This is a genomic window from Bradyrhizobium shewense, from assembly GCF_900094605.1.
GTDB classification, from domain to species: Bacteria; Pseudomonadota; Alphaproteobacteria; order Rhizobiales; family Xanthobacteraceae; genus Bradyrhizobium; species Bradyrhizobium shewense.
Genome location: NZ_FMAI01000001.1, coordinates 229,043 through 250,542, shown reverse-complemented (window position 1 = coordinate 250,542; position 21,500 = coordinate 229,043). Strand labels below are relative to the sequence as shown.

Annotated in this window: 22 protein-coding genes; 15 read left to right on the top strand and 7 right to left on the bottom strand. The window is 63.8% G+C overall.

Annotation, left to right across the window (positions count from 1 at the left end; all coding sequences use genetic code 11):
• The first annotated feature begins 3 nt into the window (after positions 1–3).
• The 6 genes from GA0061098_RS01065 to GA0061098_RS01040 all read left to right on the top strand — a co-directional run bounded on the left by GA0061098_RS01065 (position 4) and on the right by GA0061098_RS01040 (position 6,087).
• Complete coding sequence (locus GA0061098_RS01065) at positions 4–831, top strand: carbohydrate ABC transporter permease (RefSeq protein WP_018316074.1); 828 nt, start codon at positions 4–6, stop codon at positions 829–831.
• A 7-nt stretch (positions 832–838) separates the two neighbouring features.
• Positions 839–1,843 (top strand): zinc-dependent alcohol dehydrogenase family protein, encoded by a 1,005-nt coding sequence (locus GA0061098_RS01060; protein ID WP_091952507.1) that lies wholly within the window; start codon positions 839–841, stop codon positions 1,841–1,843.
• Positions 1,844–1,848: 5 nt separating this feature from the next.
• The gene (locus GA0061098_RS01055; RefSeq protein ID WP_091952505.1) at positions 1,849–2,922 is read left to right on the top strand and encodes an ABC transporter ATP-binding protein; all 1,074 of its coding nucleotides are present in this window, start codon (positions 1,849–1,851) and stop codon (positions 2,920–2,922) included.
• 62 nt (positions 2,923–2,984) lie between these two features.
• On the top strand, positions 2,985–3,878 hold the full coding sequence (locus tag GA0061098_RS01050; protein ID WP_245323127.1) for a sugar kinase: 894 nt from the start codon (positions 2,985–2,987) through the stop codon (positions 3,876–3,878).
• Positions 3,875–4,912 (top strand): tagatose 1,6-diphosphate aldolase, encoded by a 1,038-nt coding sequence (locus tag GA0061098_RS01045; protein WP_091952499.1) that lies wholly within the window; start codon positions 3,875–3,877, stop codon positions 4,910–4,912. The genes GA0061098_RS01050 and GA0061098_RS01045 overlap by 4 nt, the downstream gene beginning before the upstream one ends.
• Before the next feature lie 47 nt (positions 4,913–4,959).
• Positions 4,960–6,087: a mandelate racemase/muconate lactonizing enzyme family protein gene (locus GA0061098_RS01040; RefSeq protein ID WP_091952496.1), complete on the top strand. Its 1,128-nt coding sequence runs from the start codon at positions 4,960–4,962 to the stop codon at positions 6,085–6,087.
• 20 nt (positions 6,088–6,107) lie between these two features.
• On the opposite strand, the gene GA0061098_RS01035 is transcribed toward GA0061098_RS01040, so the two are convergent.
• From GA0061098_RS01035 to GA0061098_RS01015, 5 genes are all read right to left on the bottom strand, one after another.
• Positions 6,108–6,980, bottom strand: a complete 873-nt coding sequence (locus GA0061098_RS01035) for an ABC transporter ATP-binding protein (protein WP_165637086.1) — start codon at positions 6,978–6,980, stop codon at positions 6,108–6,110.
• Entirely contained in the window at positions 6,977–7,873 is an 897-nt protein-coding gene (locus GA0061098_RS01030; RefSeq protein WP_091952491.1) for an ABC transporter permease, read from the bottom strand. The genes GA0061098_RS01035 and GA0061098_RS01030 overlap by 4 nt, the downstream gene beginning before the upstream one ends.
• The gene (locus GA0061098_RS01025) at positions 7,870–9,291 is read right to left on the bottom strand and encodes an ABC transporter substrate-binding protein (RefSeq protein ID WP_165637085.1); all 1,422 of its coding nucleotides are present in this window, start codon (positions 9,289–9,291) and stop codon (positions 7,870–7,872) included. The genes GA0061098_RS01030 and GA0061098_RS01025 overlap by 4 nt, the downstream gene beginning before the upstream one ends.
• A 181-nt stretch (positions 9,292–9,472) precedes the next feature.
• Entirely contained in the window at positions 9,473–10,249 is a 777-nt protein-coding gene (locus GA0061098_RS01020) for a Crp/Fnr family transcriptional regulator (RefSeq protein ID WP_091952487.1), read from the bottom strand.
• A gap of 208 nt (positions 10,250–10,457) precedes the next feature.
• Positions 10,458–10,754 carry a gamma-butyrobetaine hydroxylase-like domain-containing protein gene (locus tag GA0061098_RS01015; RefSeq protein ID WP_165637140.1) on the bottom strand — a complete coding sequence of 99 codons (297 nt, stop codon included), beginning with the start codon at positions 10,752–10,754 and terminating at the stop codon, positions 10,458–10,460.
• A 192-nt stretch (positions 10,755–10,946) separates the two neighbouring features.
• Here GA0061098_RS01015 and GA0061098_RS01010 point away from each other — a divergent pair, with 192 nt between their 5' ends.
• From GA0061098_RS01010 to GA0061098_RS00995, 4 genes are all read left to right on the top strand, one after another.
• Positions 10,947–11,720, top strand: a complete 774-nt coding sequence (locus GA0061098_RS01010; RefSeq protein WP_091952483.1) for a ferredoxin--NADP reductase — start codon at positions 10,947–10,949, stop codon at positions 11,718–11,720.
• 104 nt (positions 11,721–11,824) lie between these two features.
• Positions 11,825–13,567 carry a fumarate reductase/succinate dehydrogenase flavoprotein subunit gene (locus tag GA0061098_RS01005; protein WP_091953847.1) on the top strand — a complete coding sequence of 581 codons (1,743 nt, stop codon included), beginning with the start codon at positions 11,825–11,827 and terminating at the stop codon, positions 13,565–13,567.
• 34 nt (positions 13,568–13,601) lie between these two features.
• Entirely contained in the window at positions 13,602–13,835 is a 234-nt protein-coding gene (locus tag GA0061098_RS01000) for a 4Fe-4S dicluster domain-containing protein (protein ID WP_007593252.1), read from the top strand.
• A 2-nt stretch (positions 13,836–13,837) separates the two neighbouring features.
• On the top strand, positions 13,838–14,815 hold the full coding sequence (locus tag GA0061098_RS00995) for a HEAT repeat domain-containing protein (RefSeq protein ID WP_091952482.1): 978 nt from the start codon (positions 13,838–13,840) through the stop codon (positions 14,813–14,815).
• Positions 14,816–14,893: 78 nt separating this feature from the next.
• Here the strand turns inward: GA0061098_RS00995 and GA0061098_RS00990 are convergent, their stop codons facing one another.
• Both GA0061098_RS00990 and GA0061098_RS00985 read right to left on the bottom strand, forming a co-directional pair.
• A complete protein-coding gene (locus tag GA0061098_RS00990) occupies positions 14,894–15,718 on the bottom strand; it encodes an SDR family NAD(P)-dependent oxidoreductase (RefSeq protein WP_091952481.1) in 825 nt (274 codons plus the stop codon).
• Between the two features lie 23 nt (positions 15,719–15,741).
• Positions 15,742–16,575, bottom strand: a complete 834-nt coding sequence (locus GA0061098_RS00985) for a MurR/RpiR family transcriptional regulator (RefSeq protein WP_091952480.1) — start codon at positions 16,573–16,575, stop codon at positions 15,742–15,744.
• A 184-nt stretch (positions 16,576–16,759) separates the two neighbouring features.
• On the opposite strand from GA0061098_RS00985, the gene GA0061098_RS00980 reads away from it, so the two are divergent.
• From GA0061098_RS00980 to GA0061098_RS00960, 5 genes are all read left to right on the top strand, one after another.
• Positions 16,760–18,004: an ABC transporter substrate-binding protein gene (locus tag GA0061098_RS00980; protein WP_091952479.1), complete on the top strand. Its 1,245-nt coding sequence runs from the start codon at positions 16,760–16,762 to the stop codon at positions 18,002–18,004.
• Positions 18,005–18,093: 89 nt separating this feature from the next.
• Positions 18,094–19,014 (top strand): branched-chain amino acid ABC transporter permease, encoded by a 921-nt coding sequence (locus GA0061098_RS00975; RefSeq protein ID WP_091953844.1) that lies wholly within the window; start codon positions 18,094–18,096, stop codon positions 19,012–19,014.
• Positions 19,015–19,017: 3 nt separating this feature from the next.
• A complete protein-coding gene (locus tag GA0061098_RS00970; protein WP_091952478.1) occupies positions 19,018–20,061 on the top strand; it encodes a branched-chain amino acid ABC transporter permease in 1,044 nt (347 codons plus the stop codon).
• Positions 20,058–20,801, top strand: a complete 744-nt coding sequence (locus GA0061098_RS00965) for an ABC transporter ATP-binding protein (protein WP_091952477.1) — start codon at positions 20,058–20,060, stop codon at positions 20,799–20,801. Before GA0061098_RS00970 ends, GA0061098_RS00965 begins: the two co-directional genes overlap by 4 nt.
• Positions 20,798–21,499 carry an ABC transporter ATP-binding protein gene (locus GA0061098_RS00960; protein ID WP_091952476.1) on the top strand — a complete coding sequence of 234 codons (702 nt, stop codon included), beginning with the start codon at positions 20,798–20,800 and terminating at the stop codon, positions 21,497–21,499. Before GA0061098_RS00965 ends, GA0061098_RS00960 begins: the two co-directional genes overlap by 4 nt.
• Position 21,500 lies beyond the last annotated feature (1 nt).

The window sequence follows — 21,500 nt, the reverse complement described above, 5'->3', positions numbered from 1 at the left end:
CTCATGACCGACGCAGTCAACACCGATCGCTGGATACGCTGGCTCAATCTGGTGCAGCTCGTGCTGGCCGGCGTTATCATCATGACGCCAACGGTCTGGATGGTGCTGTCCTCCTTCAAGCCGTCCTTCGAGGTGACGGCCTATCCGCCGACACTGATCTTCACGCCGACGCTGGACAATTATGTCGAGCTGACCAAGACGACGCCGTTCCTGAGCTACGCCCTCAACAGCCTGATCGTCACCGTCGGCTCGACGGCGCTCGGGCTCCTGTTCGGAATCCCTGCCGCGTTCGCCGTTTCCTGGACGCGTATTTCGTGGCCGGCGATCCTGACGCTCGCGGCGCGCATGGCGCCCGGAACGCTGTTCCTGCTGCCGTGGTACGTCATGTTCCGGCAGGTCGGCATGATCGGATCGTACACAGCGCTGATCCTCAGCCACGCGGTGATCACGCTCCCGATCGTGATCTGGGTGCTGCTGCCGTCGTTCGATGCCATTCCACGCAGCGTGTTCGAGGCGGCACAGGTGGATGGATGCAGCGTCACGCGCATCCTCTGGCGCATCGCGCTGCCGCTGGTGGCGTCCGGCATCGCCGTCTCGGCCATACTCGCCTTCGTATTCTCTTGGAACTACTTCCTGTTTGCGCTGGTGCTGTCCAATGGCGACACCAAGACGCTGATCGCGGCTGCCTTCAATTTCATCGGCGAAGGCTCGACGCAATGGGGCGCCCTGATGGCCGCGGCGACGCTGATCGCATTGCCGCCGCTGGTCCTGGCCGCCCTGGTTCAGCGCTGGCTGGTGTCCGGCCTGACGCTCGGTGCGGTGAAAGGCTAGGTATTTGATGAACGTGTCCCCCCGTCCGAACTCAATCATGCAGGCCGCGGTCTTCCACGGCAACGACCGCATCACCATCGAGCGCGTCGCAATGCCTGATGTCGGCAGCGGCGAAGTGCTGGTCCGTGTCTCGCGCACCGCGTTGTGCGGCTCGGACTTCAAGCTCTGGCACAAAGGCGCCGAGTTCACCGCCGGCCACGAGATTTTTGGCGTCGTGGAGCAGCCCGGCCACCGCCTGCATGGCCGCCGCTGCGCCGTCTATATCCCGCTGCACTGTGACCACTGTGCGGCCTGCAAGCGCGGCGACACCCAGATGTGCCTGGAGGTCTCGAGCCTGATCGGCTGGAACAGGCCGGGCGGCTATGCCGAATACGTGCCGGTGCCGGAAAACTGCCTGCTGCCGGTGCCCGACGATATCGAGGACAGCCTCGCGCCGCTCTTGCTCGACACGATCGGCACCTCCGGCCACGCCGTGCGGTTCGTCAGCCGCGTAGTGCCGCCGGACGAGGCAGGTGCGGTGCTCGTGATGGGAGCGGGGCCTGTTGGTCTCGGCGTCGTGCTGGCGCTCCGCAGTCTCGGTTATGACGATATCCACGTGGCTGATCCGAACGCGGCACGCTTGAATATCGCCCGATCGTTCGGCGCGAAACCGCATCCGGTCGGCGACACGTCGAAACGGTTCGCCCTCATCATGGAATGCTCCGGCGCGCATGCGGCGCGCAACCTCGGTATCGAGCTGGTCCTGCCGCGCGGGGCGCTGGTGCTGGTCGGCGAGAACGCCGCGCCCTGGACCATCGAAGAAGGCAAGGTATTCCGCCGCAAGGATTTCTACATGATCCGGACCTTCTACTTCCCGTTCCAGGATTTCGAGCCGAACGTCGAACTGCTGCGCAGGTACAAGGACGAATACCGCGTTCTCGTCGACGGCGAGTTCGGCCTGTCCGCTTTGCCCGAGAATTTCGCCCGCTTCGCCAAGGGCGAGTTGATCAAGCCTGTACTGGCGCTGGACTAAGCGATATGGCCTCGATCTCGATCCGCAACCTTACCAAACGCTACGGCAATTTCACTGTGATCCCGGATCTCAACCTTGAGATCGCGGACCACGAATTCGTGGTTTTCGTTGGCCCGTCCGGTTGCGGCAAGTCGACCTTGCTCCGGATCATCGCAGGCCTCGAGCCGATTTCCTCCGGCGACCTCTACATCGGAGATACGCGCGTCAACGGCGTGCAGGCGGCGCAGCGCGACATCGCGATGGTGTTCCAGGATTACGCGCTCTATCCGCACATGCGGGTTTACGACAACATGTCCTTTGCGCTGGAACTGCGGGGAACGCCGAAGGCGGAGATCGACGCGCGGGTGAAGCGCGCGGCGGCGTTGCTGCACATCGAGCCGTATCTCGACCGCAAGCCGAAGGAGCTCTCCGGCGGCCAGCGCCAGCGCGTCGCCATGGGGCGTGCGATCGTGCGCAATCCAAAAGCCTTCCTGTTCGATGAGCCGCTCTCGAATCTTGACGCCAAGCTGCGCGGGCAGGTACGCGCCGAGATCAAGGCGCTGTCGCAGGAGCTCAAGACCACCATGGTCTTCGTGACGCATGACCAGATCGAGGCCATGACCATGGCCGACCGCATCGTGGTGCTCCAGAGCGGCACCATCCAGCAATACGATACGCCTGAGGCGGTCTACGAGCGGCCGGCCAACCAGTTCGTGGCCGGCTTCATCGGCTCGCCAGCCATGAATTTCTTTCCGGTCGAATGGCGACAGGAGCGTGCGATCCTTTCGCAAGGCGGAACGGTGGTGCCGCTGGGCGAGGAGACGGCGAACGGGCTGCGGCGGGCCGGCAGCGCTGTGCTTGGCATTCGTCCCGAACATTTTGCCGTTGCCACCGATGCGGCCGACGGCATTGCAGTGAATGTCAAGCTCGTTGAGCCGCTCGGCTCGGACACGCTGATCCATTTCGATCTCGCCGGCGCGGCATCCATCGCGCGGGTCGATCCGTCGCTACGACCGAAGGTCGGCGATCGCCTCAGCCTCCGCCCGCAACCCAGCCGGACGCATCTGTTCGACGCCGCAAACGGGCGGGTCTTGCGGTGAGCTCGCCAGCGAACATTGGAAATCCGTCGGCGCTGGCAGAGCTCGTTTCTAAGGCGGATCGCGTGCAGGTGATCTGCCTCGGGCTGTCGGCGCTCGACCAGATCTGGCGCGTCGACCGGCTCTTTGCGGGCAGGAGCGAGAAGATCAAGGCCGCCGGCTACGGGACCCTCGGCGGCGGCATGGCCGCCAACGCCGCGGTTACGGTTGCAAGGCTCGGCGCGGCGGTCGCGTTCTGGGGCCGGGCAGGCAATGATGCCGCCGGCCAGGAGATGCGGTCTGCCTTCGGCGCCGAGGGCATCGATGTCGAGAATTTCCGGCTGTTTCCCGATGGCCGCTCGTCGGTCTCCGGGATCATCGTCGACAACTCGGGCGAACGGCAGATCGTCAATTTCCGCGGTCTCTATCCGGATGCAGCCGACTGGCTGCCGTTGGAGACGGTTGCCCGCGCATCCTCAGTGCTGGCAGATCCGCGCTGGGTCGAGGGGGCGGCAACGTTGTTCCGCGAAGCCCGCGCGCGCGGGATCCCGACGGTGCTCGACGGCGACATGGCCGATGCCGAGGTGTTCGAGCGGCTGTTGCCCCTGACCGACCACGCAATCTTCTCCGAGCCCGCGCTCACGGCTTTTGGCGGCTCGGCCAAGGATGAAACCCTCGCAGCGCTCGCCCGCTTCGGGTGTCGCATCATCGCCGTGACGCGCGGTGGCGAGGGTGTGAGCTGGTTCGAGAACGGCCGCCTGCACCGACAGGCGGCCTTCGCGGTCGATGTGGTCGACACCACCGGCGCCGGCGACGTCTTCCATGGCGCTTATGCCCTCGCGGTCGGCGCCGGCCTCGACGTGCGCGACGCGATGGCGATTTCGGCTGCGGCGGCCGCGATGAAATGCCGCCACGCAGGCGGACGCAACGGAATCCCCACCATCAACGAGTGTCTTGCATTCATGAGGACGAAGCCATGAGAACGATTGGAAAGAACCGCGGCCTGGCGCGTTTGGCCGACGCGGATGGTCATTTTCGCATGGTCGCGCTGGATCAGCGGCCGCCGCTGTTTGACGCTATTGCGAAAGCAAAGGGGATTGCGCGGGACCAGGTCGAATACTCTGACGTGACGGCAGCAAAGCGTCTGCTCGTGGAGAACCTCGCGCCGCATTGCAGCTCGATGCTGTTCGATCCGAATTTCGCGGTGCCCGCGGCGATCGATCTTCTGCCGCCGCGTTGCGGTCTCATCATGACCCTTGAAGAGCACCGGGTGGATGAGACCTCGGGCGGACGCAAGTCGCGGGCGATCACCGACTGGAGCGTTGAGAAGATCCGCGCCATGGGCGGCGACGCCGTCAAGGTGCTGGCGTGGTACCGGCCGGACGCCGATGCTGCGGTCAACGAGCATCAGAAGCGGTTCGTTCGCGATATCGGGCAGGATTGCGCCCGTCACGACATTCCCTACGTCCTGGAGCTGTTGGTCTATCCGTTCCTCGGCAGCGCCAATCACACCGCCGACTACGTGGAGTCGCCCGGAAAACTTCCAGGTCTGGTCATCGAGAGCGTGCGCGAGTTCGCCAAGCCGGAATATGGCGTCGACCTTCTGAAGCTGGAGAGCCCGCTGGCGGCCAACAGTCTGCCTGCCCGGGATGGCAGCGCCGAGGCGAAGGTCGCACAGGCAGAGTTCGATGCGATCGGCGACATCTGCCGCGCGCGCAGCATCCCCTGGGTGCTGCTCTCCGGCGGTGCTGCGCCGGAGAAATTCGAACGGGTACTCGACTTTGCCTATGCCGCGGGCGCGGGCGGGTTTTTGGCGGGCCGCACGATCTGGCTCGATGCCGTCTTGAGGAATTTCCCGGACCGCGTGGCGGTTTCCGCCAGCCTGCGCAAGGATGGCCTTGGTGTGCTCGAACGGCTCAACGTGTTGACAAAGGCCAAGGGAACGCCGTGGAAGGCGCGCTTTCCCGTATTCACTGATATCAAGCGGGAAGGGGACTTCGCGCGCGCGTACTGAGCTGGTGGCCGTTCCGGGTGTCCGATCCCGATCGCAGGATCCGCAACATGACGTCTGACAGCTTCACCATCCGCTCGATAGAAGCGCTCTGCTATCGCTATCCGTTGGCGACGCCAGTGGTGACGTCGTTCGGCCGGATGCTCAACCGGCCCGCCGTCTTCATTCGCGCCGTCGATGAAGATGGCGTCGAGGGATGGGGCGAGGCCTGGTCGAATTTCCCCGCGCCGGGTGCGGAGCATCGCGCACGGCTCGTGAATGAGGTGCTCGCGCCCGGTCTCGTCGGGCGCAGGTTCGACGGTCCGGCTCAAGCCTTCGAGAGCCTGACGAGGGGCACCGAAGTGCTGGCGCTGCAATGCGGTGAACCCGGTCCGTTTGCGCAGGCGATCGCGGGCATCGATCTCGCACTGTGGGACCTCTCGGCGCGCCGTCGGCGCTTGCCGCTCTGGCGGCTGCTCGGCGGGCGCGGTAGCACAATCAAGGTCTATGCCAGCGGCATCAATCCCGGCGGCGCCACGCAGACGGCCGAAGCCGCACTGGAGCGTGGTCATCGCGCGTTGAAGTTGAAGGTCGGATTCGGCGCCGACATCGACCTCGCCAATCTCGCGGCCCTGCGCCAGATCGTCGGCGCGGGCATGCTAGCGGCGGACGCCAATCAAGGCTGGTCGGTCGAACAGGCGCTTCAGATGCTGGAGCGGCTTGGCGGGTTCGATCTGCGCTGGCTGGAAGAGCCTATCCGCGCCGATCGGCCACGCGAAGAATGGCAAAGACTGCGCGCGAGCGCGGACATGCCGATTGCCGCCGGCGAGAACATTTCAAGCGCCCAAGGCTTCAGGCAGGTGTTGACCGAGGACGTGCTCGGTGTAATTCAGCCGGACATCGCGAAATGGGGCGGGCTTACGGTCTGTGCCGAGCTGGCGCGTGACATTCTCGGCGCGCGCAAGACGTTTTGCCCGCACTATCTCGGCGGCGGCATTGGACTGCTTGCCTCGGCTCATCTGCTTGCCGGCATCGGAGGAGATGGCTGGCTGGAGGTCGACGCCAACGACAATCCGTTGCGCGACTTGTTTTGCGGCTCCCTGGTCGACGTGCGTGAAGGCATGGTTCAGCTGAGTGACGACCCGGGGCTCGGAACAGTGCCGGATCTTTCAGCTATCGAGCGCTATCGCAGCATCTAGATCAGTGCCGGGGGCTTCGCCTAAAGTACCTCGGCCAAAGATTGGCCGTGCAGCTCGATGTTCAATCCCCGCATGCCGAGGTCGTTGATCTCGCCGCCCATCGCCTTCAGGCTCTCCTCGCGGATCAGGGACATCAGCCCTCGGCGCAGCGCCAAAAATTCCGAGGACATCATCATGGATTGCTGTCGCGGCCGCTCCAACGGAATTGGGATCTCCGCCTTGATCGAGCCGGGGCGCGCGGTCATGCAGTAGACCCGGTCGGACAGGAAGATCGCCTCGTCGATATCATGGGTGACGAACAGCACCGAGATCTTCAGTCGCTGCCACATGTTGGTGAGAATCTGCTGCATGATGACGCGGGTCTGGGCGTCGAGCGCACCGAAGGGCTCATCCAGTAGCAGCACTTTCGGCCCCGTCGCGAGCGCGCGGACGATGCCGACGCGCTGCTTCATGCCGCCGGAGAGCTTTTCCGGATAGTGCTTCTCGAAGGCCTCCAGGCCCGCCAGCCCGAGCAGCGTCCGGGCGGCGCGCTCACGCTGCGAGCGCGGCATGCCGCGCATCTTCAGTCCGAACTCGACGTTCTCCCGCACCGTCTTCCAAGGGAACAGCGAATATTGCTGGAACACCATGCCGCGCTCGGCGCTGGGTCCGCCCACACGCTCGCCGTCGACGGTGACAATACCGGTGGTCGGCTTGAGGAAGCCGGCGACCGCATTGAGCAGCGTCGATTTTCCGCAACCGGAGGGCCCGACGATCGAGACGAACTCGCCCGGTTTCACGTGGATCTGCGTATCGGTGACCGCCTGGACCGGTCCCTCGATGCTGTCATAGCTGAGGGAGAAGCTCCTGACTTCGATATGGCCTTGCGGTGCCTTGGCGGGGATCTCGCTCATTTCGCTCTCCACGGCATCACCAATTGTCCGGCGCCCCGGATCAGCAGGCTCGATCCCAGGCCGAGAACGCCAATTGCGATCATGCCGAGCGCGATGTCGGCGTACTGGACCAGCGAATAGGCTTCCCAGGTGAAGTATCCGATGCCGTACTGGCCGGAGATCATCTCGGCCGCGATCAGCGAGACCCAGGCTACGCCCATGCCGACCGTGAGGCCGGTGAAGATGTGCGGCAGCGATGCCGGATAATACACCTCCCGGAAGATCGAGCGCTCCCGTGCGCCGAGGCACTGTGCTGCGCGCACCAGCACGGGATCGACCAGCGTCATGCCGTGAAGTGTATTCACCAGGATCGGGAAGAACGAGCCGAGGAAGGTGATGTAGACGATGCTCTGCTCGTTGGTCGGCCACAGCATGATCGCCATCGGCACCCAGGCGATTGCTGGGATCGGTCGCAGCACTTCGGCGACCGGGAAGATGATCTCATGGACGAGCTTGAAGCGACCCATCACGAGACCGAGCGGCACCCCGACGATGGCTGCAAGGGAGAAGCCGACGAGGATGCGCCGGCAGCTCAAGAGGATGTGCATCAGGAATTTTGGATCGTGGATCGCCTTGGTGAAGCTGGCATAGACCGCGAGCGGCGAGGGCACATTGGTGAAGCGCACGAAGAACACGACGCGATAGGTCGTGAGCAGGTGCCAGACCAGGAGGAATGCCAGCAGCGAGGTGATGCCGATCGCGATCGCGCGCAGGCCGCTGCGGTTCAGTCGGTACCAGCGCAGCGCGAGCGTGCCGAACGAGGGCGGGGTGGCGACGGGCCCCGGGCCCGTCTCTGCAATGGCTGTTGCCGGCATGCTGTCCTCGGGATGTCTGAGGATGGCGGGGCTGCTCACGTCTTGCCTCCGCCCACCGCCGCCTTCACCGCGTCGTCGAAGCCCAGCACCTTGCCGCCGATCTTGGCGGCATAGGCTTCGGCGTCCTTCTTCAGCAGGAACGGCGCGACGTCGCCATCGCCGACGGCGAAGAAGGCCTGGTCGGCGAACAGCTTGATGCCGCGCGTGGTGTCGAAGACGTAGGCGACGTTGATCTTCTTGCCCTTGGCCTTGAAGTCGGCATAGGCGCCCAAGGTGCACGCCGCGGACGCAAACGGCATGATGCCGGCATCATCCACCCAGACCTCGCCGGCCTTGCGCGGATCGGTGATCGGCTTCTTGCAGAAGGCGTCTTCGCCGGCGATCTCGTAATTCTTGGTGCTCGCGAGTTGCGCGTCGTAATCGAGCTTCATCTCGGCATGGGCTTTGCGGATATAGCCGTCGTCGACCCATTTCTTCGGATCGAATTCCTTCATCCGGCCGAGATTTTGCAGAACCTTGACGTCGGCGGTGGCGGCGTCGATCAACGCCGGCTTGACCGTGGGATCGGTGGTCATGTTGCCGCTGGGCCCCAGGAAGATGTACACCACTTCCTTGCTGATGCCGGTCCATTCCTGGATCTTCTCCGCGGCGCGCTTGGGATCGTCGCGCAGCCACTGATTGGCGGCGATGACCGCCTTCAGATAGGCGGTGACGACCTCCGGATATTTATCGGCGAAATCGGTGCGGACCACGATGCCGTGGAAGGTCGGGACATTGGTCTCGACGCCGTCAAAAATCTTCCGCGCGAAGCCGCGGAACGGCAGCAGCTCGGCAAAGGGAACGAAGTCGGCATGCGCGTCGATCTTCTTTTCCTGGAGATTGGTCGAGCCGACCTCCGGGCTCTGGCTGACGAGCTGGAAGAAGTCGGACGTGTAGCCACGGTCCTGCATCGCCTTGAGCACCATGCCATGGGCGGCGGAGCCGAACGGTACACTGACAAGCTTGCCCTTGAGATCGGCGAGATCGTAATAGGGCGAGTCCTTGTGAACGACGATGCCGTTGCCGGAGCCGGACAGGCTGTAGGCGGCGATACCGATCAGCCGGCTCTTGCTTTCGGGGTTACTTTCGAAGGTGAAGCCGTTCACGATCAGCGGATAGTCGCCCATCATGCCGATCTGCAGCTTGTTCGCCATCATCGCGTTGGTGACGGGCGGGCCGGAGGTGAAGTTCTGCCACTCCAGCTCGAACTTGATGTTGCTGTATTTGCCGTCTTTCGGCAGGTATTTCTCGAGCAGGTGCAATTGGCGGATGACGACGCCGGCGGTTACCGTGTTGGTTGTCGTATCCTGCGTTCCGATGCCAAGCGTGACGGTTTCCGCCGAGGCCGGCTGCGCGACCAGAAGGGCCAGCGACGTCACCGACGTCGCGATCGAGAGCGTGGAAAGACGGCGGACCATTCTCATCCTCATTCGGTTGGATGTGCTGTGGTTGCCATGATTGGGTGAGGGCCCGGTCAGGGCAAATCCGGAATGAGCGCTGCAGTCGATTAGTTGCCGGGAAAAGCTGATTGCATACTCCTTGAGCAGTCCTGCACTATAAAGCCGCTTGCCTGAGCACGGGCGGTGGTCGCAAATTCGGTCAATCGGATGCGTGGCCGCGCATCTCCTCCAGCACGTCCGTCCGGCAGACCACGATCTGTGACCGCTTGGTTTTCACGATTCCCTTCTCCTGCATCCGCTTCAGGCTGATCGTGACCCATTGCCTAGTGGCACCGACCATGTGCGCAATGTCGGCATGGGTGAAGGCGGCCGCGATCACCCTGCCATCGGCGTCCTCAACACCATAGAGTTCGACGAGATGCAGCAGCAAATGCGCAAGGCGCTGCGTGATCGAGCGCGTTCCCAGCATCTGGGCGAGAGCCGAATAGCATTTGCCCTTGAAGGTCAGGCCTTCGATCAGGCCGATCGCAAGGTTCGGGATCTCGACGGCAAGGGATCGCAGCTCCTTTCCGGGAAGATGCACGACGCTGCAATTGCTGGACGCAACACCGGACCATTGATGCACGGTGCCCTCGAACACTTCCGGCCCGCCGACGAAATTGCCGACATGCCAGTAGGCGAGCGTGATCTCGCGTCCGAGCGGGGAGCTGTAGAACACCCGGATACGGCCGCTCTCGATCAGCCAGATGCCGTCGTGCTTGCCGCCCTGGCTGAACAGCGTCTGGCCGCGGTTGAGCACTTTTCGGCGGCCTTGCTTCAGCACCAGCTCCCGCTCGCGTGGGGAGAGCTTGTCCATCAGCGGGGGGGGCCCGCCGATCCATTGCTGGTTCTCGGTGAGCAGCAGCGAGGAGCTGCCTGCAGGCCGGACTGCCGGGGGAACAGCCCCGCGAACCGCATTCGCCGCCTGCAACATCATCTGCCTCCGGAACGTTCAAATCGTTCTAAAGAGGAGCAATGTCCGTGCCAGATTCACTCAACTGTCGTCGCCCGGCTTGTGCGCAATTGCGCACTGGGGCGGGCGACCCAGTACTCCAGAGACGTCCGTGGGATACGGAGAGGCCGCAGCGTACTGGATTCCCCGCCTTCGCCGGGAATGACTGCGATATGCGTTGGGAGATCGAGACCTACCGCCCGGCCAAGCTCAGCAGATACGGCTTGGGATAAATCCCCCTGTTATGTCCGTCCGAGAAAGAGATGTTCAGCCCATAGCCGAGATCGCCGATCTCGGTGATGGCGATGCCGGGAAAGTGTTCAGGGAAACGGCCGTCGAAGCGGGCGCGGGTGCAGTGGGCGCATTTGCAGGAGAGGCGAAGTTTTTCGGCGGGGACGCTCAGCGCGTCGTCCAGCGTGGTGCGGACGAGGAGCGTCGCCAGATCGGCGCTCGCTTCGTAGTCGGCCACGGTCGGTACTACCAAGGTCATGGTCATGACGTATCTCCGACCCTCTTCTACGGCGTCGCAGACGAGTGCGAATAGCAACTAGTTGCCAAACGCCGGCTGCTCTCCGATCATCGCCCGCGAAATGTGAAACTAATCGACCGGGAATTTCACTTCCGCGTTGCCAGATTCCCGTCTCTCCGAAACCTTGTGCGCGATCGAGGCACGGAGACGAGGATGAGCGCATTTCAGAAAGAGACGGTTTTGTCGGTCCGGCACTGGACCGAGTCCCTGTTCAGCTTCACCGCGACGCGCGATCCCGGCTTTCGCTTCCAGAACGGCCAGTTCGCCATGATCGGGCTGGAGGTCGAGGGCAAGCCCTTGATGCGGGCCTACAGCATGGCGAGTGCCAATCACGAGGAAGCGCTCGAGTTCTTCTCGATCAAGGTGCAGGACGGTCCGCTGACCTCGCGCCTCCAGAAGATCAGCGAAGGCGACATCATCCTGGTCGGCCGCAAGGCGACGGGGACGTTGATCACCGGCAACCTCATTCCGGGAAAGCGCCTCCTGCTGCTTTCGACCGGCACGGGGCTCGCGCCGTTCGCCAGCCTGATCAAGGACCCCGACGTCTACGAGAACTACGAGACGATCGTGCTCGCCCATGGCTGCCGCCAAGTCTCTGAGCTCGCCTATGGCGAGCACGTGGTCGAAGGCCTCCGCAATCACGAGTTCTTCGGACCGCTGATCCGCGACAAGCTCGTCTACTATCCGACCGTCACCCGCGAGCCGTTCAGGAATCGTGGCCGCATCACCGATCTGATCGCCTCGGGCCAGCTCTTCGACGATATCGGGCAGGGCAGCCTCGATATCGAGACCGACCGCATCATGCTCTGCGGCAGCCCGGCGATGCTGGAGGAGCTCCCCGCGATGTTCTCTGCGCACGGCTTCGTCGAAGGAAACCACAGCCAGCCCGGCCATTTCGTGATCGAGAAAGCCTTCGTCGAGCGCTGAGGCGCAAATCGCGTTCCGGCGACAACTAATTGCTATCGCCGCGACGCCCTCTGAACAAATCTGATGCAAAGGCGCCGGAGATGCCGGCGAACCAGGAGCAAGCGATGGCACTAGATCAGATCGTCGACGGACTTTCGGAGGTTTCCTGCGATGCGCTGGTCATCGGCGGCGGCACGGCCGGCCCGATGGCTGCGCTGAAGGCGAAGCTGAAGAATCCGAAGGCCAATGTCGTCCTGCTCGAAAAGGCCAACGTCAAGCGCTCCGGCGCGATCTCGATGGGCATGGACGGCTTGAATAACGCCGTCATCCCCGGCTATGCGACACCGGAGCAGTACACCAAGGAAATCACCATCGCCAATGACGGCATCGTCGACCAGAAGGCGGTCTATAAGTACGCGCAGAACTGCTACGGCATCATCGAAGAACTCGACAGCTTCGGCATCCGCTTCCTGAAGAACGAGAACGGCGACTACGCCGTCAAGAAGGTGCATCATATCGGCACCTACGTGCTGCCGATGCCGAACGGCGAGACCGTGAAGAAGGCGCTCTACCGCCAGCTCCGGCGCGCCCGCATCCTGATCTCCAATCGCTACATGGCGACGCGTCTGCTCAAGTCGGCAGATGGGCGCATCGCTGGCGCGGTCAGCGTCAATACGCGTACCGCAGAGATGCTGGTGATCAAAGCCAAGGCCGTCATCCTGTGCATGGGCGCGGCCGGCCGCCTGGGTCTGCCGACCTCCGGCTACATGTTCGGAACCTACGAGAATGCTGCCAATTCCGGCGATGGCTATTCGATGGCCTATCACGCCGGCGCCGCGCTTGCGAACCTCGAATGCTACCAGATCAATCCGCTGATCAAGGATTACAACGGTCCCGCCTGCGCCTATGTCGCCGGTCCCTTCGGCGCCTTTACCGCCAACAACGAGGGATCGCGCTTTATCGAATGTGACTACTGGTCCGGACAGATGATGCTCGAATTCTACAACGAGCTGCTGTCGGGTAAGGGCCCGGTGTTCCTCCAGCTCAAGCATCTCCACCCGGATACGATCTCGGAAATCGAATCAACGCTGCACAAGGTGGAGCGGCCGACGCGTGGCCTGTTCCAGCAGGGACGCGGGGTCGATTACCGCAACGATTCGATCGAGATGCACATCTCCGAGATAGGCTTCTGCTCCGGCCATAGCGCCTCCGGCGTGTTCGTCGACGACAATGCGCGCACCACCGTGCCCGGCCTCTACGCCGCCGGCGACATGGCGAGCGTGCCGCACAATTACATGCTCGGCGCCTTCACCAACGGCGCGGTGGCCGGCATCGACGCGATGGAGTTCGCCGACAACCACGACTTCGCGGAGTTCGATGCCGCCGACGTGGCCAGGGAGCGCGACCGCGTGATGGCGCCGACCAGGCGCGAGGACGGCATTCCGCCGAACCAGGTCGAGTACAAGACGCGGCGCCTCGTCAACGATTATCTCCAGCCGCCGAAGGTCACGCGCAAATACGAGCTCGGCATGCGCCGCCTCGCCGAGGCGCGGCAAGACATGCAGGAGCATATGATCGCACGTAACGCACACGAGCTGCTCCGCGCGCTTGAAGTGCAGTCGATCATGGACTGCGCCGACATGGCGGTACATGCCTCTTTGTATCGCGAGGAGAGCCGCTGGGGCCTCTATCACTGGCGCACGGATTTCCCGGAGAAGGACAACGAGAACTGGTTCTGCCACACCCTGCTGAGCAAACAGAACGGCAGGATGACCAGTGAGAAGCGCGCGGTCGAGCCCTATGTCGTCCCGATCGCGGACGACGAGAAGGACCTCTACGACAAGCAGCGTATCCGCGCGACCGCCTGATCCATCGCCAACGACAAGCAACAGGAGATCTACGATGCCTCTCGCGTCCTATCAGACGTCGGTCCCGGTGGTCGTCGACGACGCCAAATGCATCGCCGACAAGGGCTGCACCGTCTGCGTCGACGTCTGCCCGCTCGACGTGCTCCGCATCAGCGACATGACCAATAAGGCCTACATGGCCTATGACGAGTGCTGGTACTGCATGCCCTGCGAGGCCGATTGCCCGACCGGCGCCGTCACCGTGAACATTCCCTATCTCTTGAGGTAGTCATGTCGAGCCCGTTCGAATCTTATGACGATCTCGAAGACGCCGACGAGCGGTTGCAAGCCGCAGATCCAGCCGAGCGGCGCGTCGCCATCATTGCGCTCGGCCATTCCGGCGATCCGGCCGCGGTCGCGCATCTCGCCAACATGGTGTCAGATCCCGACGCGGGCGTACGCCAGCAGGTCGCGATGGCGCTCGGCGAGTTCGACGGGCGGGAAGCGGCGAATGCACTCGTCAAGCTGCTCGTCGATCCGGAGCGAATCGTGGCGTCGGCCGCAGCCGACAGTTTGGCCGAATTCAAGGACCCCGCTTGCGCCGAAATCATCCTGCCGCTGGTCAAGCACGCCCACGCCTTCGTCCGCATGGGCGCGCTGCGCGCGCTCAAGGAGTTGCGCCGCAAGGACACGCTGAAGCCTGCGCTGGAAGCGCTCCAGGATGGTGACGCCGCCGTCCGCGTGCAGGCGATCGGCGTCATCGGTTTCCTGAAGCTCGAAGAGTCGATCCCGGCGCTCACCGCGCTGATCCATGATCCCGACGCCCATGTGCGCCGCGCCGCGGTGAGCGCGCTCGCCTTCTCCCAGATGAAGCCGGCGGCCGAGACGATCACCCGCGCACTCAGGGATGCCGACTGGATGGTCCGGGAGATGGCAGCCGAGACGCTCGCGCTCAACGTCAACGGTTCGCTCGCCGCCGATCAGCTTATCGTCTCACTTGCCGACGAGTTTTGGCAGGTTCGGCTCAAGGCGATCCGCAGCCTCGGCAAGATGAAGGTCGAGCGCGCCCTTCGTCCGATCGGTAACTGCATCAACCATGAGCAGGCGAATTTGCGGAAGGAGGCGGCTGCCGCGCTCGGCGAGATCGCCGCTCCCGAAGGCGAGGCATACCTCGTGGTGATCGCCAACGATCCCGATCCTGACGTGCGCAAGAACGCGCGCTGGGCGCTCCAGCAGATCGCCGCGCGCAAGGGGAAGGCGGGGCCGTAGGGCGGAAAGGGCCAGTACAACTTCGTTGTACCGCTGTGTTAAGCCGCGACATGCACCCTGAAGCATGCACACCGGAGCTCACGCCGGCCATGCCTGTCCGCCACCGTCGATGCGCAGCACCTGACCCGAGACGAAGGCGCCCATGGGGCCGGCGAAGAATTCGACGACCCGGGCGACCTCGTCGACGGTCGCGATGCGGTCGAGCGTGCCGGTCTCGACCATCCGGCTCGGATCGACTGCGCGGGTGCCGAGAAATCGGCCGGTGCGGGTGTCACCGGGCGCGATGCAGTTGACGGCGATGTCGTAGGCGCGGAGCTGGTCGGCGAGGCAACGCGTGTAATGCGTCACGCCGGCCTTCGCCACCGCATAAATCGAGCCGTGAGTGCGCCCCTTGAAAGCGGCGACCGAGCCGAGCGTGACAATACGGCCGCGCCGCCGCTCCATCATGCCCTTCGCGACCGCCTGGCAGGTCAGAATCGTCGAAAGCAGGTTGCGCTCCAGCACGGCGCGCACGTCGGCCTCCCTGATGTTCACGGCGTCGTTCGGATCGGGCTTGCCGCCGGCAGCCGCGATGTCGCCACCGGCATTGTGCACGAGGATATCGATCGGACCGAGAGAGCTTTCCGCCTCGGCGATCACGCGCGCGATGTCCTCTCCCTCCGTGAGATCGCCAAGCACGCGTTGGCTGCGGACGCCATAGTCCTTGCCGATTTCCGCGGCCACCGCGGTCAGCGTGGTGCCCTCGCCATATTCTGCCGGCCCGTTCTCGCGCATGCCGTGGATGGCGACGTCGGCGCCGAGCGCGGCAAGCTTCTCTGCAAAGGCGCGGCCGAGCCCGCGTCCGGCGCCCGTCACCAACGCGACCTGACCAGCCAAGACCTTCGTTCCGTCATGCGATGCCATGATCTTCCCCTTGTTATGAAATGTCAGTCCGCCGCAAGGTCGAGGCCGATCGCCAGCGCCTGCACCAGGCACATCGGCGCCACCAGCGTGCGCAGCGCCGGCTCGGGCATGTCCTGGATCTCGAAGATGACGCTTGCGCCCTCGACGATCGGGCTCAGCAGGCTGTCGGTTATCGATATCGTGGGCACGCCCCGCGCGACGAGCTCGGGGAACAGCCGTGCCGTGTCGGGATAGTAGTTTCGGAAGCTGATCGCGACCAGCGCATCATCCGCGGTGGCCGCGTGCGACTGCTCATGAATGCTGCCGCCGACACCGTCGAGCAGCACAACGCGGCGTCCGAGCTTGCGCAAAACGTAGGCGAGATGTATCGCGACCGGAAATGAGCCGCCGAGGCCGAGCAGATAGATGTCGCGCGCTTTCGCAAGGATCGCGGTCGCCGCCTCGAGCTCGCGCGTGTGAACGGACTGGCTCAGCGTCACCAGCGCCGATTGCGCCTCCGAGACGAAACGCGAAAGCACTGCGGCTGGCTGGCGGCCGAGCACCGATTTCTCCTCGCTCTTCATGCGGGCGAGCCGAGCCTTGTAGCTTGGCGCGACGCCGGCGACGAGGCGGGAGCGGAACACCTGCTGCATTTCGGTGAAGCCCCCAAACCCGAGCGCATGGGCGAAGCGGACGATCGCCGAGGGTGGCACGCCTGAGCGCTGTGCGACCTCCGCCACGGTGCCGAGTGCGACATCGGTCGGATGATCGAGCACGAATTCCGCGATCTGCTGGAGTCGGCCCGACAGGGCGCGGTGCCGCTGCGCAATCGCGCCGCGCAGCTCGTCATAACTCATCACGCCCTGGGCCTTGTTCATCGAGTCGGGTCTCCGGATCGGCCACCTGTTTAACGGCATTTCACCATTTGGATCAAATATTCTACTTTACTTCTATAATGGAATTAATATTCTAAGCGCAAAAGAAAAGCAAAAACATCCAAGACGGGAGGAAACGATGAGAGGGCGTCAGATCTCACGGCGAAGCGTTTTGAAGGGCAGCTTGATGGCGAGCGTCATCGGCGGCACCGGCAGCTTCTTCGGGCCGTGGCGGGAGAACCATGCCTGGGCGCAGGGAGCAAAGCCGATCAAGCTCGGCCTGACATGCGATGCCAGCGGTCAATATGGCAACAGCGGCCAGGATGATTTCCGCGGCATCAAGATGGCAATCGACGAGTTCAACGCCAAAGGCGGCGTGCTCGGGAGACAGGTGACATTCATCACCGCGGACACTGAGACGACGCCGGCGACCGGCAGCCGCGTCGCCGAGCGCTTCATCACCCGCGAGGACTGCACGATCCTGGTTGGCGCGCTGCATTCCGGGGTTGCCAATGCCATCACCCAGGTCGCCAGCAAATACGGCGTCATCTACATGAACACCAATTCCTCCGCGCCAAGCGAGGCCGGGGAGAACTGCTCGCGCGTGAAATTCGTCTGGGACGGAAACGGCACCAATTTCTCCAAGGCATCGGTCAAGAACTCGGTCGATTCCATCGGCAAGAACTGGATGTTGCTGACCAACGACTATGTCTGGGGACACACGACGTCTGCCGCGACCAAGGCGCAGGTCGAGGCTGCCGGCGGCAGGATCATCGACAATCTCCTGGTGCCGCAGAACACGCGCGACTTCACCGCGTATCTCCTGAAGATCCAGCAAGCAAAACCCGACGTGGTCGCGACCGCGATTGGCGGTGACGACATCAAGGCGCTCCGCGAGCAGGTCGCGCAGCTCAAGCTCGACGGCAAGCCCGCCTGGATCAACAACCAGCAGGACTGGCCCGACGTTTGGGGTGCGCCCGACAGCCTGTTCGGCGTGTTCGGCACCACCTGGTATCACAAGCTGCAACTGCCTGGCGTCGCCGAGTTCGTGAAGAAGTGGCAGGCTGCCAACAAGGACGGTCCGATCCCGGTGCCGGGGAACGTCTCCTACAACGGATATATGTCGACGCGCGAACTGCTCCGGGCGATCGAGCGGGCAGGGTCGACCAACAACGTCAAGATCATCAAAGAGCTCGAGAACCTGAAAGTCTCCGCGACCGACCGAATGCAGCATTTCGATGCATACATGGATCCGGTGACGCATCAGATGCAGCAGACGATCTATCTGGCGCGGCGCAACGCCAAGCCGGCGGACAACACCGATCTGTTCGAAATCATCAGCTGGACGGAACCGAAATCGGCCGCCGATGACGCCGCGCCCACCAAGTGCAAGCTCACGCCCTATGAGCAGGTGCCGACCGTCGATTCCTGAGGACGGGTCGTCTAGTCGCAGAACGATGGCGCCGCCAGCGCGGCGCCATCCGCGCCCCGGCCCTGGAAAGACAGTTGCGAGACGAGACCTTGTTCGACCTTCTTCCGCATCTTTTGAACGGCCTGACGCTTGGCCTCTTGTTCGCGCTGATCGCGCTCGGATTCATGCTCATCGTTGGGCTGATGGAGCAGATCAATCTCGCGCACGGCTCGCTGTTTGCGCTCGGCGCTTATGTCGCCATGCAGCTCACGGGGCCTCGCCCGCCCTTACCGGCTGATCTTGCAAAGTTGTGGCTCGCGCTGCCGCTCGGCTGGCGCTACGCGGCAACCCTCGTCATCGCGCCCGTCATCGTCGGCCTTATCGGCATGTTGATCGAGTTCTGCATGCGACGGACCTACGGAAAGGACCCGCTCTACGGCCTGTTGCTGACCTTTGGCGCGGCGATGGTGATCGAGGAATTGATCCGCCTGGTCTGGGGCACGCGCGACTATGTGCTGCAGGTGCCATCAGCCATCAATGGCGGCTTCCTGTTCGGCGACCTGATCTGGTCGAGCTATCGCTTCTACGCAGCCGGCATCGCGGCCGGGATCATCGCCCTGGTCTGGGTCCTGATCGAAAAGACCTCGTTCGGCGCGACGGTGAAGGCGGGAGCCCATGACAGCGAGATCGTGCGCGCGCTCGGCATCAATCTGTCGCGGCTGCGGCTCCTGGTGTTCGTGTTCGGCACCATGCTTGCGGCGATCGCCGGCATCATCGTCGCCCCGATCTGGGGCATCCGACCGCATATGGGCGTGGACGCCGTCATCCCCGCGTTCCTCGTGATCGTGCTCGGCGGGGTCGGAAGCTTTTGGGGCGCGGTCGTTGCCGGCCTCCTGGTCGGGCTCTGCGTCGGACTCGCCGGTGCCTATGCGTCCGAATGGTCGCTGCTATCCATGTATATCCTGCTCGTTGCCGTCGTGACGTTCCGCGCGCGCGGCCTCTGGGGCAAGAAGAGCGTGCTCGAGGTCTAGGGAATGATGGCGAATTCGACGACCTCATCCGACGCTGCGCGTCTGGTCACGCCGACGATGCTGGTGCTCTGGCTGGTGCTGGCGACGGTGCCGCTCTGGATCACGCGAATTGGTCTTTATCCCTATCTCGGGATCGAGATCCTGATCTGGTCGCTCTATGCGCTGGCCTTCAACCTGGTGCTGGGTACGGCCGGGCTGCCGTCGTTCGGACATGGGGCCTATTTCGGCATCGGTGCCTATGCGTTCGGACTCTGCCAGTTCGATATCGTCGCTAATCTCTGGGTTTGTCTTGCTGCTGCAGCCGTGGTCGCTGGGATTGCCGGCGCGCTGGTGGCGCTGTTCATCTCGCACCGGCGCGGCATCTATTACGCCTTCATGACGATCGCCTTCGGTCAGATCTTCTGGACGCTTGCGATCAAGTCTCACAGCGTCACCGGCGGGGAAGACGGGCTTCTCAAGATCAGCCGGCTGCCGGCGGATTTCGGCCTGGTGTCGTTCGATCTCACCGACAATGTCGCGTTCTACTATTTCGTGCTTGCGGTCTTCGCGGTCGGCACTGCCATATTGTGGCGGCTGGTACATTCGCCCTACGGCCGCGTGGTCGCAGCCATCAGGCAGAGCGAGGTTCGCGCAGCGCATCTGGGCTATAATGTGTGGCTCTACAAGGCCTCGGTCTTCACCCTCTCGGCCGCGCTATCAGGCTTTTCCGGCGGCCTGTTCGCGATGGCGCAGCTTGCCGCATTTCCCGATGTCATGAGCTTGCATCAATCCGGCTACGTCGTGATGATGACGCTGGTCGGCGGCGGGCTCGTCAGCTTCTGGGGTCCCGTGATCGGCGTGTTTCTCTTCCTCACGGCCCGCGACGTGATCGGCGCGCTGACCAATGCCTGGATGCTCTATTTCGGTCTTCTGTTCATGGCGATCGTGCTGTTCCGTCCCGAGGGCATCGCAGGCGCGCTCTCGGCCGCCGTGCAACAACATTCCATCAACGCTCTGAGGCGGCGCGGTACGTCCGCGATGCGGTTGCTAGTCGGGGGTGGGCGATGAGCATGATCGAGGCCGCGGGCGTACATGTCCGCTTCGGCGACCGCGTGGTGCTGGAGAGCGTCGATCTCGCGGTCGGCGAGGGCGAGTTCCACGGTGTGATGGGGCCGAACGGTGCCGGCAAGACCACGTTTTTCAACGTCCTCACCGGCCGGGTGAAACCGAGCCGCGGTTCGATCCGGCTCGGTGGCGAGGACGTCACGGGCTTGAGCCCGCATCGCATCGCTGCCAAGGGCATCGCCCGCTCGTTCCAGATCATGACGCTGTTCGACGAATTTTCAGCGCGCGACAACGTCATGATGGGCTTGCCGGCGTTTCGCGCGCGCGGCCTTGACATAGCGCGCGCAGCGGCTGGTGACCGCCGGCTTACCGATCAGGCGACCGAAACGCTCTCCGGGGTGGGGCTTGCGGACAAGGGCGACATTCGCGCCAAGGATCTCTCCTATGGCGATCGACGCGCGCTGGAGATCGCGGTCGCGCTGGCACAGGCGCCGCGGGTGCTGTGCCTGGACGAACCGACCTCCGGCCTCGGCTCGGATGGTGTGCAGCGGCTGGCCGCTCTCGTTGCACGGTTGAAGGGCAAGCTCACCATCGTCGCCATCGAGCACGACATGGAGTTCCTGTTCTCGCTCGCCGACCGCATCTCCGTCATCCACTGGGGCCAGGTGGTGGCGCGTGGCACGCCGCACGAATTGCAGCAGAATGAATGGGTCCGGCGCTCCAATCTCGGGAAATTCGCATGATCCTCGAAGTGGACGGGGTCGATACTTTCTACGGCGAGACCCAGGCGCTGTTCGGCGCCTCGCTCGCCATCGAGCACGCAAAGGTCTTTGCGCTGCTCGGGCCGAATGGCGCTGGCAAGACCACCATGCTGCGCTCGATCCTCGGGCTGACGCGGCCGCGCCGTGGCGCAGTGCGCTTCGACGGCCATGACGTCACGCGCAACCCGACTCACGAGATCGCGCGCGCCGGCATCGGCTGGGTGCCCGACGACCGGCGACTGTGCCCGACCCTGTCAGTGGCGCGCAATCTGTCGATCGCGCAGAAGCGCACGCGCTTCCGCAACTGGTCCGTCAAGGAGGCCGCTGCGATCTTCTCGCCGCTCGAATATCTGATGGAGCGCGACTGCGAGAATCTGTCGGGCGGCGAGATGCAGATGGTGGCGATCGCGCGCGCGCTGGTCGGCTCGCCAGGGCTGGTGCTGTTTGACGAGCCGAGCCAGGGGCTGGCGCCGAAGATCGTTGGCGACGTGCTCGCGACGATTCTGCGGATGAAGGACGAGGGCATTGCCTCGCTGGTGGTCGAGCAGAATGCCGAGATCGCGCTGTCGGTCGCCGACCATGCCGCGGTGATCGACCGCGGCCGGATCGTCTGGACCGGGGAGGCCGCCACGCTCCGCGACGATCGCGGGCTTCGTCAGCGCTTGCTGGGAGTGCAATAGA

Bases quoted from the DNA above. Each gene is read 5' to 3' on its own strand.
- GA0061098_RS01065 (WP_018316074.1), top strand. From the start codon at position 4: ATGACCGACGCAGTCAACACCGATCGCTGGATACGCTGGCTCAATCTG.
- GA0061098_RS01060 (WP_091952507.1), top strand. From the start codon at position 839: ATGAACGTGTCCCCCCGTCCGAACTCAATCATGCAGGCCGCGGTCTTC.
- GA0061098_RS01055 (WP_091952505.1), top strand. From the start codon at position 1,849: ATGGCCTCGATCTCGATCCGCAACCTTACCAAACGCTACGGCAATTTC.
- GA0061098_RS01045 (WP_091952499.1), top strand. From the start codon at position 3,875: ATGAGAACGATTGGAAAGAACCGCGGCCTGGCGCGTTTGGCCGACGCG.
- GA0061098_RS01040 (WP_091952496.1), top strand. From the start codon at position 4,960: ATGACGTCTGACAGCTTCACCATCCGCTCGATAGAAGCGCTCTGCTAT.
- GA0061098_RS01035 (WP_165637086.1), bottom strand. From the start codon at position 6,980: ATGAGCGAGATCCCCGCCAAGGCACCGCAAGGCCATATCGAAGTCAGG.
- GA0061098_RS01025 (WP_165637085.1), bottom strand. From the start codon at position 9,291: ATGGTCCGCCGTCTTTCCACGCTCTCGATCGCGACGTCGGTGACGTCG.
- GA0061098_RS01020 (WP_091952487.1), bottom strand. From the start codon at position 10,249: ATGATGTTGCAGGCGGCGAATGCGGTTCGCGGGGCTGTTCCCCCGGCA.
- GA0061098_RS01015 (WP_165637140.1), bottom strand. From the start codon at position 10,754: ATGACCTTGGTAGTACCGACCGTGGCCGACTACGAAGCGAGCGCCGAT.
- GA0061098_RS01010 (WP_091952483.1), top strand. From the start codon at position 10,947: ATGAGCGCATTTCAGAAAGAGACGGTTTTGTCGGTCCGGCACTGGACC.
- GA0061098_RS01005 (WP_091953847.1), top strand. From the start codon at position 11,825: ATGGCACTAGATCAGATCGTCGACGGACTTTCGGAGGTTTCCTGCGAT.
- GA0061098_RS01000 (WP_007593252.1), top strand. From the start codon at position 13,602: ATGCCTCTCGCGTCCTATCAGACGTCGGTCCCGGTGGTCGTCGACGAC.
- GA0061098_RS00995 (WP_091952482.1), top strand. From the start codon at position 13,838: ATGTCGAGCCCGTTCGAATCTTATGACGATCTCGAAGACGCCGACGAG.
- GA0061098_RS00990 (WP_091952481.1), bottom strand. From the start codon at position 15,718: ATGGCATCGCATGACGGAACGAAGGTCTTGGCTGGTCAGGTCGCGTTG.
- GA0061098_RS00985 (WP_091952480.1), bottom strand. From the start codon at position 16,575: ATGAACAAGGCCCAGGGCGTGATGAGTTATGACGAGCTGCGCGGCGCG.
- GA0061098_RS00980 (WP_091952479.1), top strand. From the start codon at position 16,760: ATGGCGAGCGTCATCGGCGGCACCGGCAGCTTCTTCGGGCCGTGGCGG.
- GA0061098_RS00970 (WP_091952478.1), top strand. From the start codon at position 19,018: ATGATGGCGAATTCGACGACCTCATCCGACGCTGCGCGTCTGGTCACG.
- GA0061098_RS00965 (WP_091952477.1), top strand. From the start codon at position 20,058: ATGAGCATGATCGAGGCCGCGGGCGTACATGTCCGCTTCGGCGACCGC.
- GA0061098_RS00960 (WP_091952476.1), top strand. From the start codon at position 20,798: ATGATCCTCGAAGTGGACGGGGTCGATACTTTCTACGGCGAGACCCAG.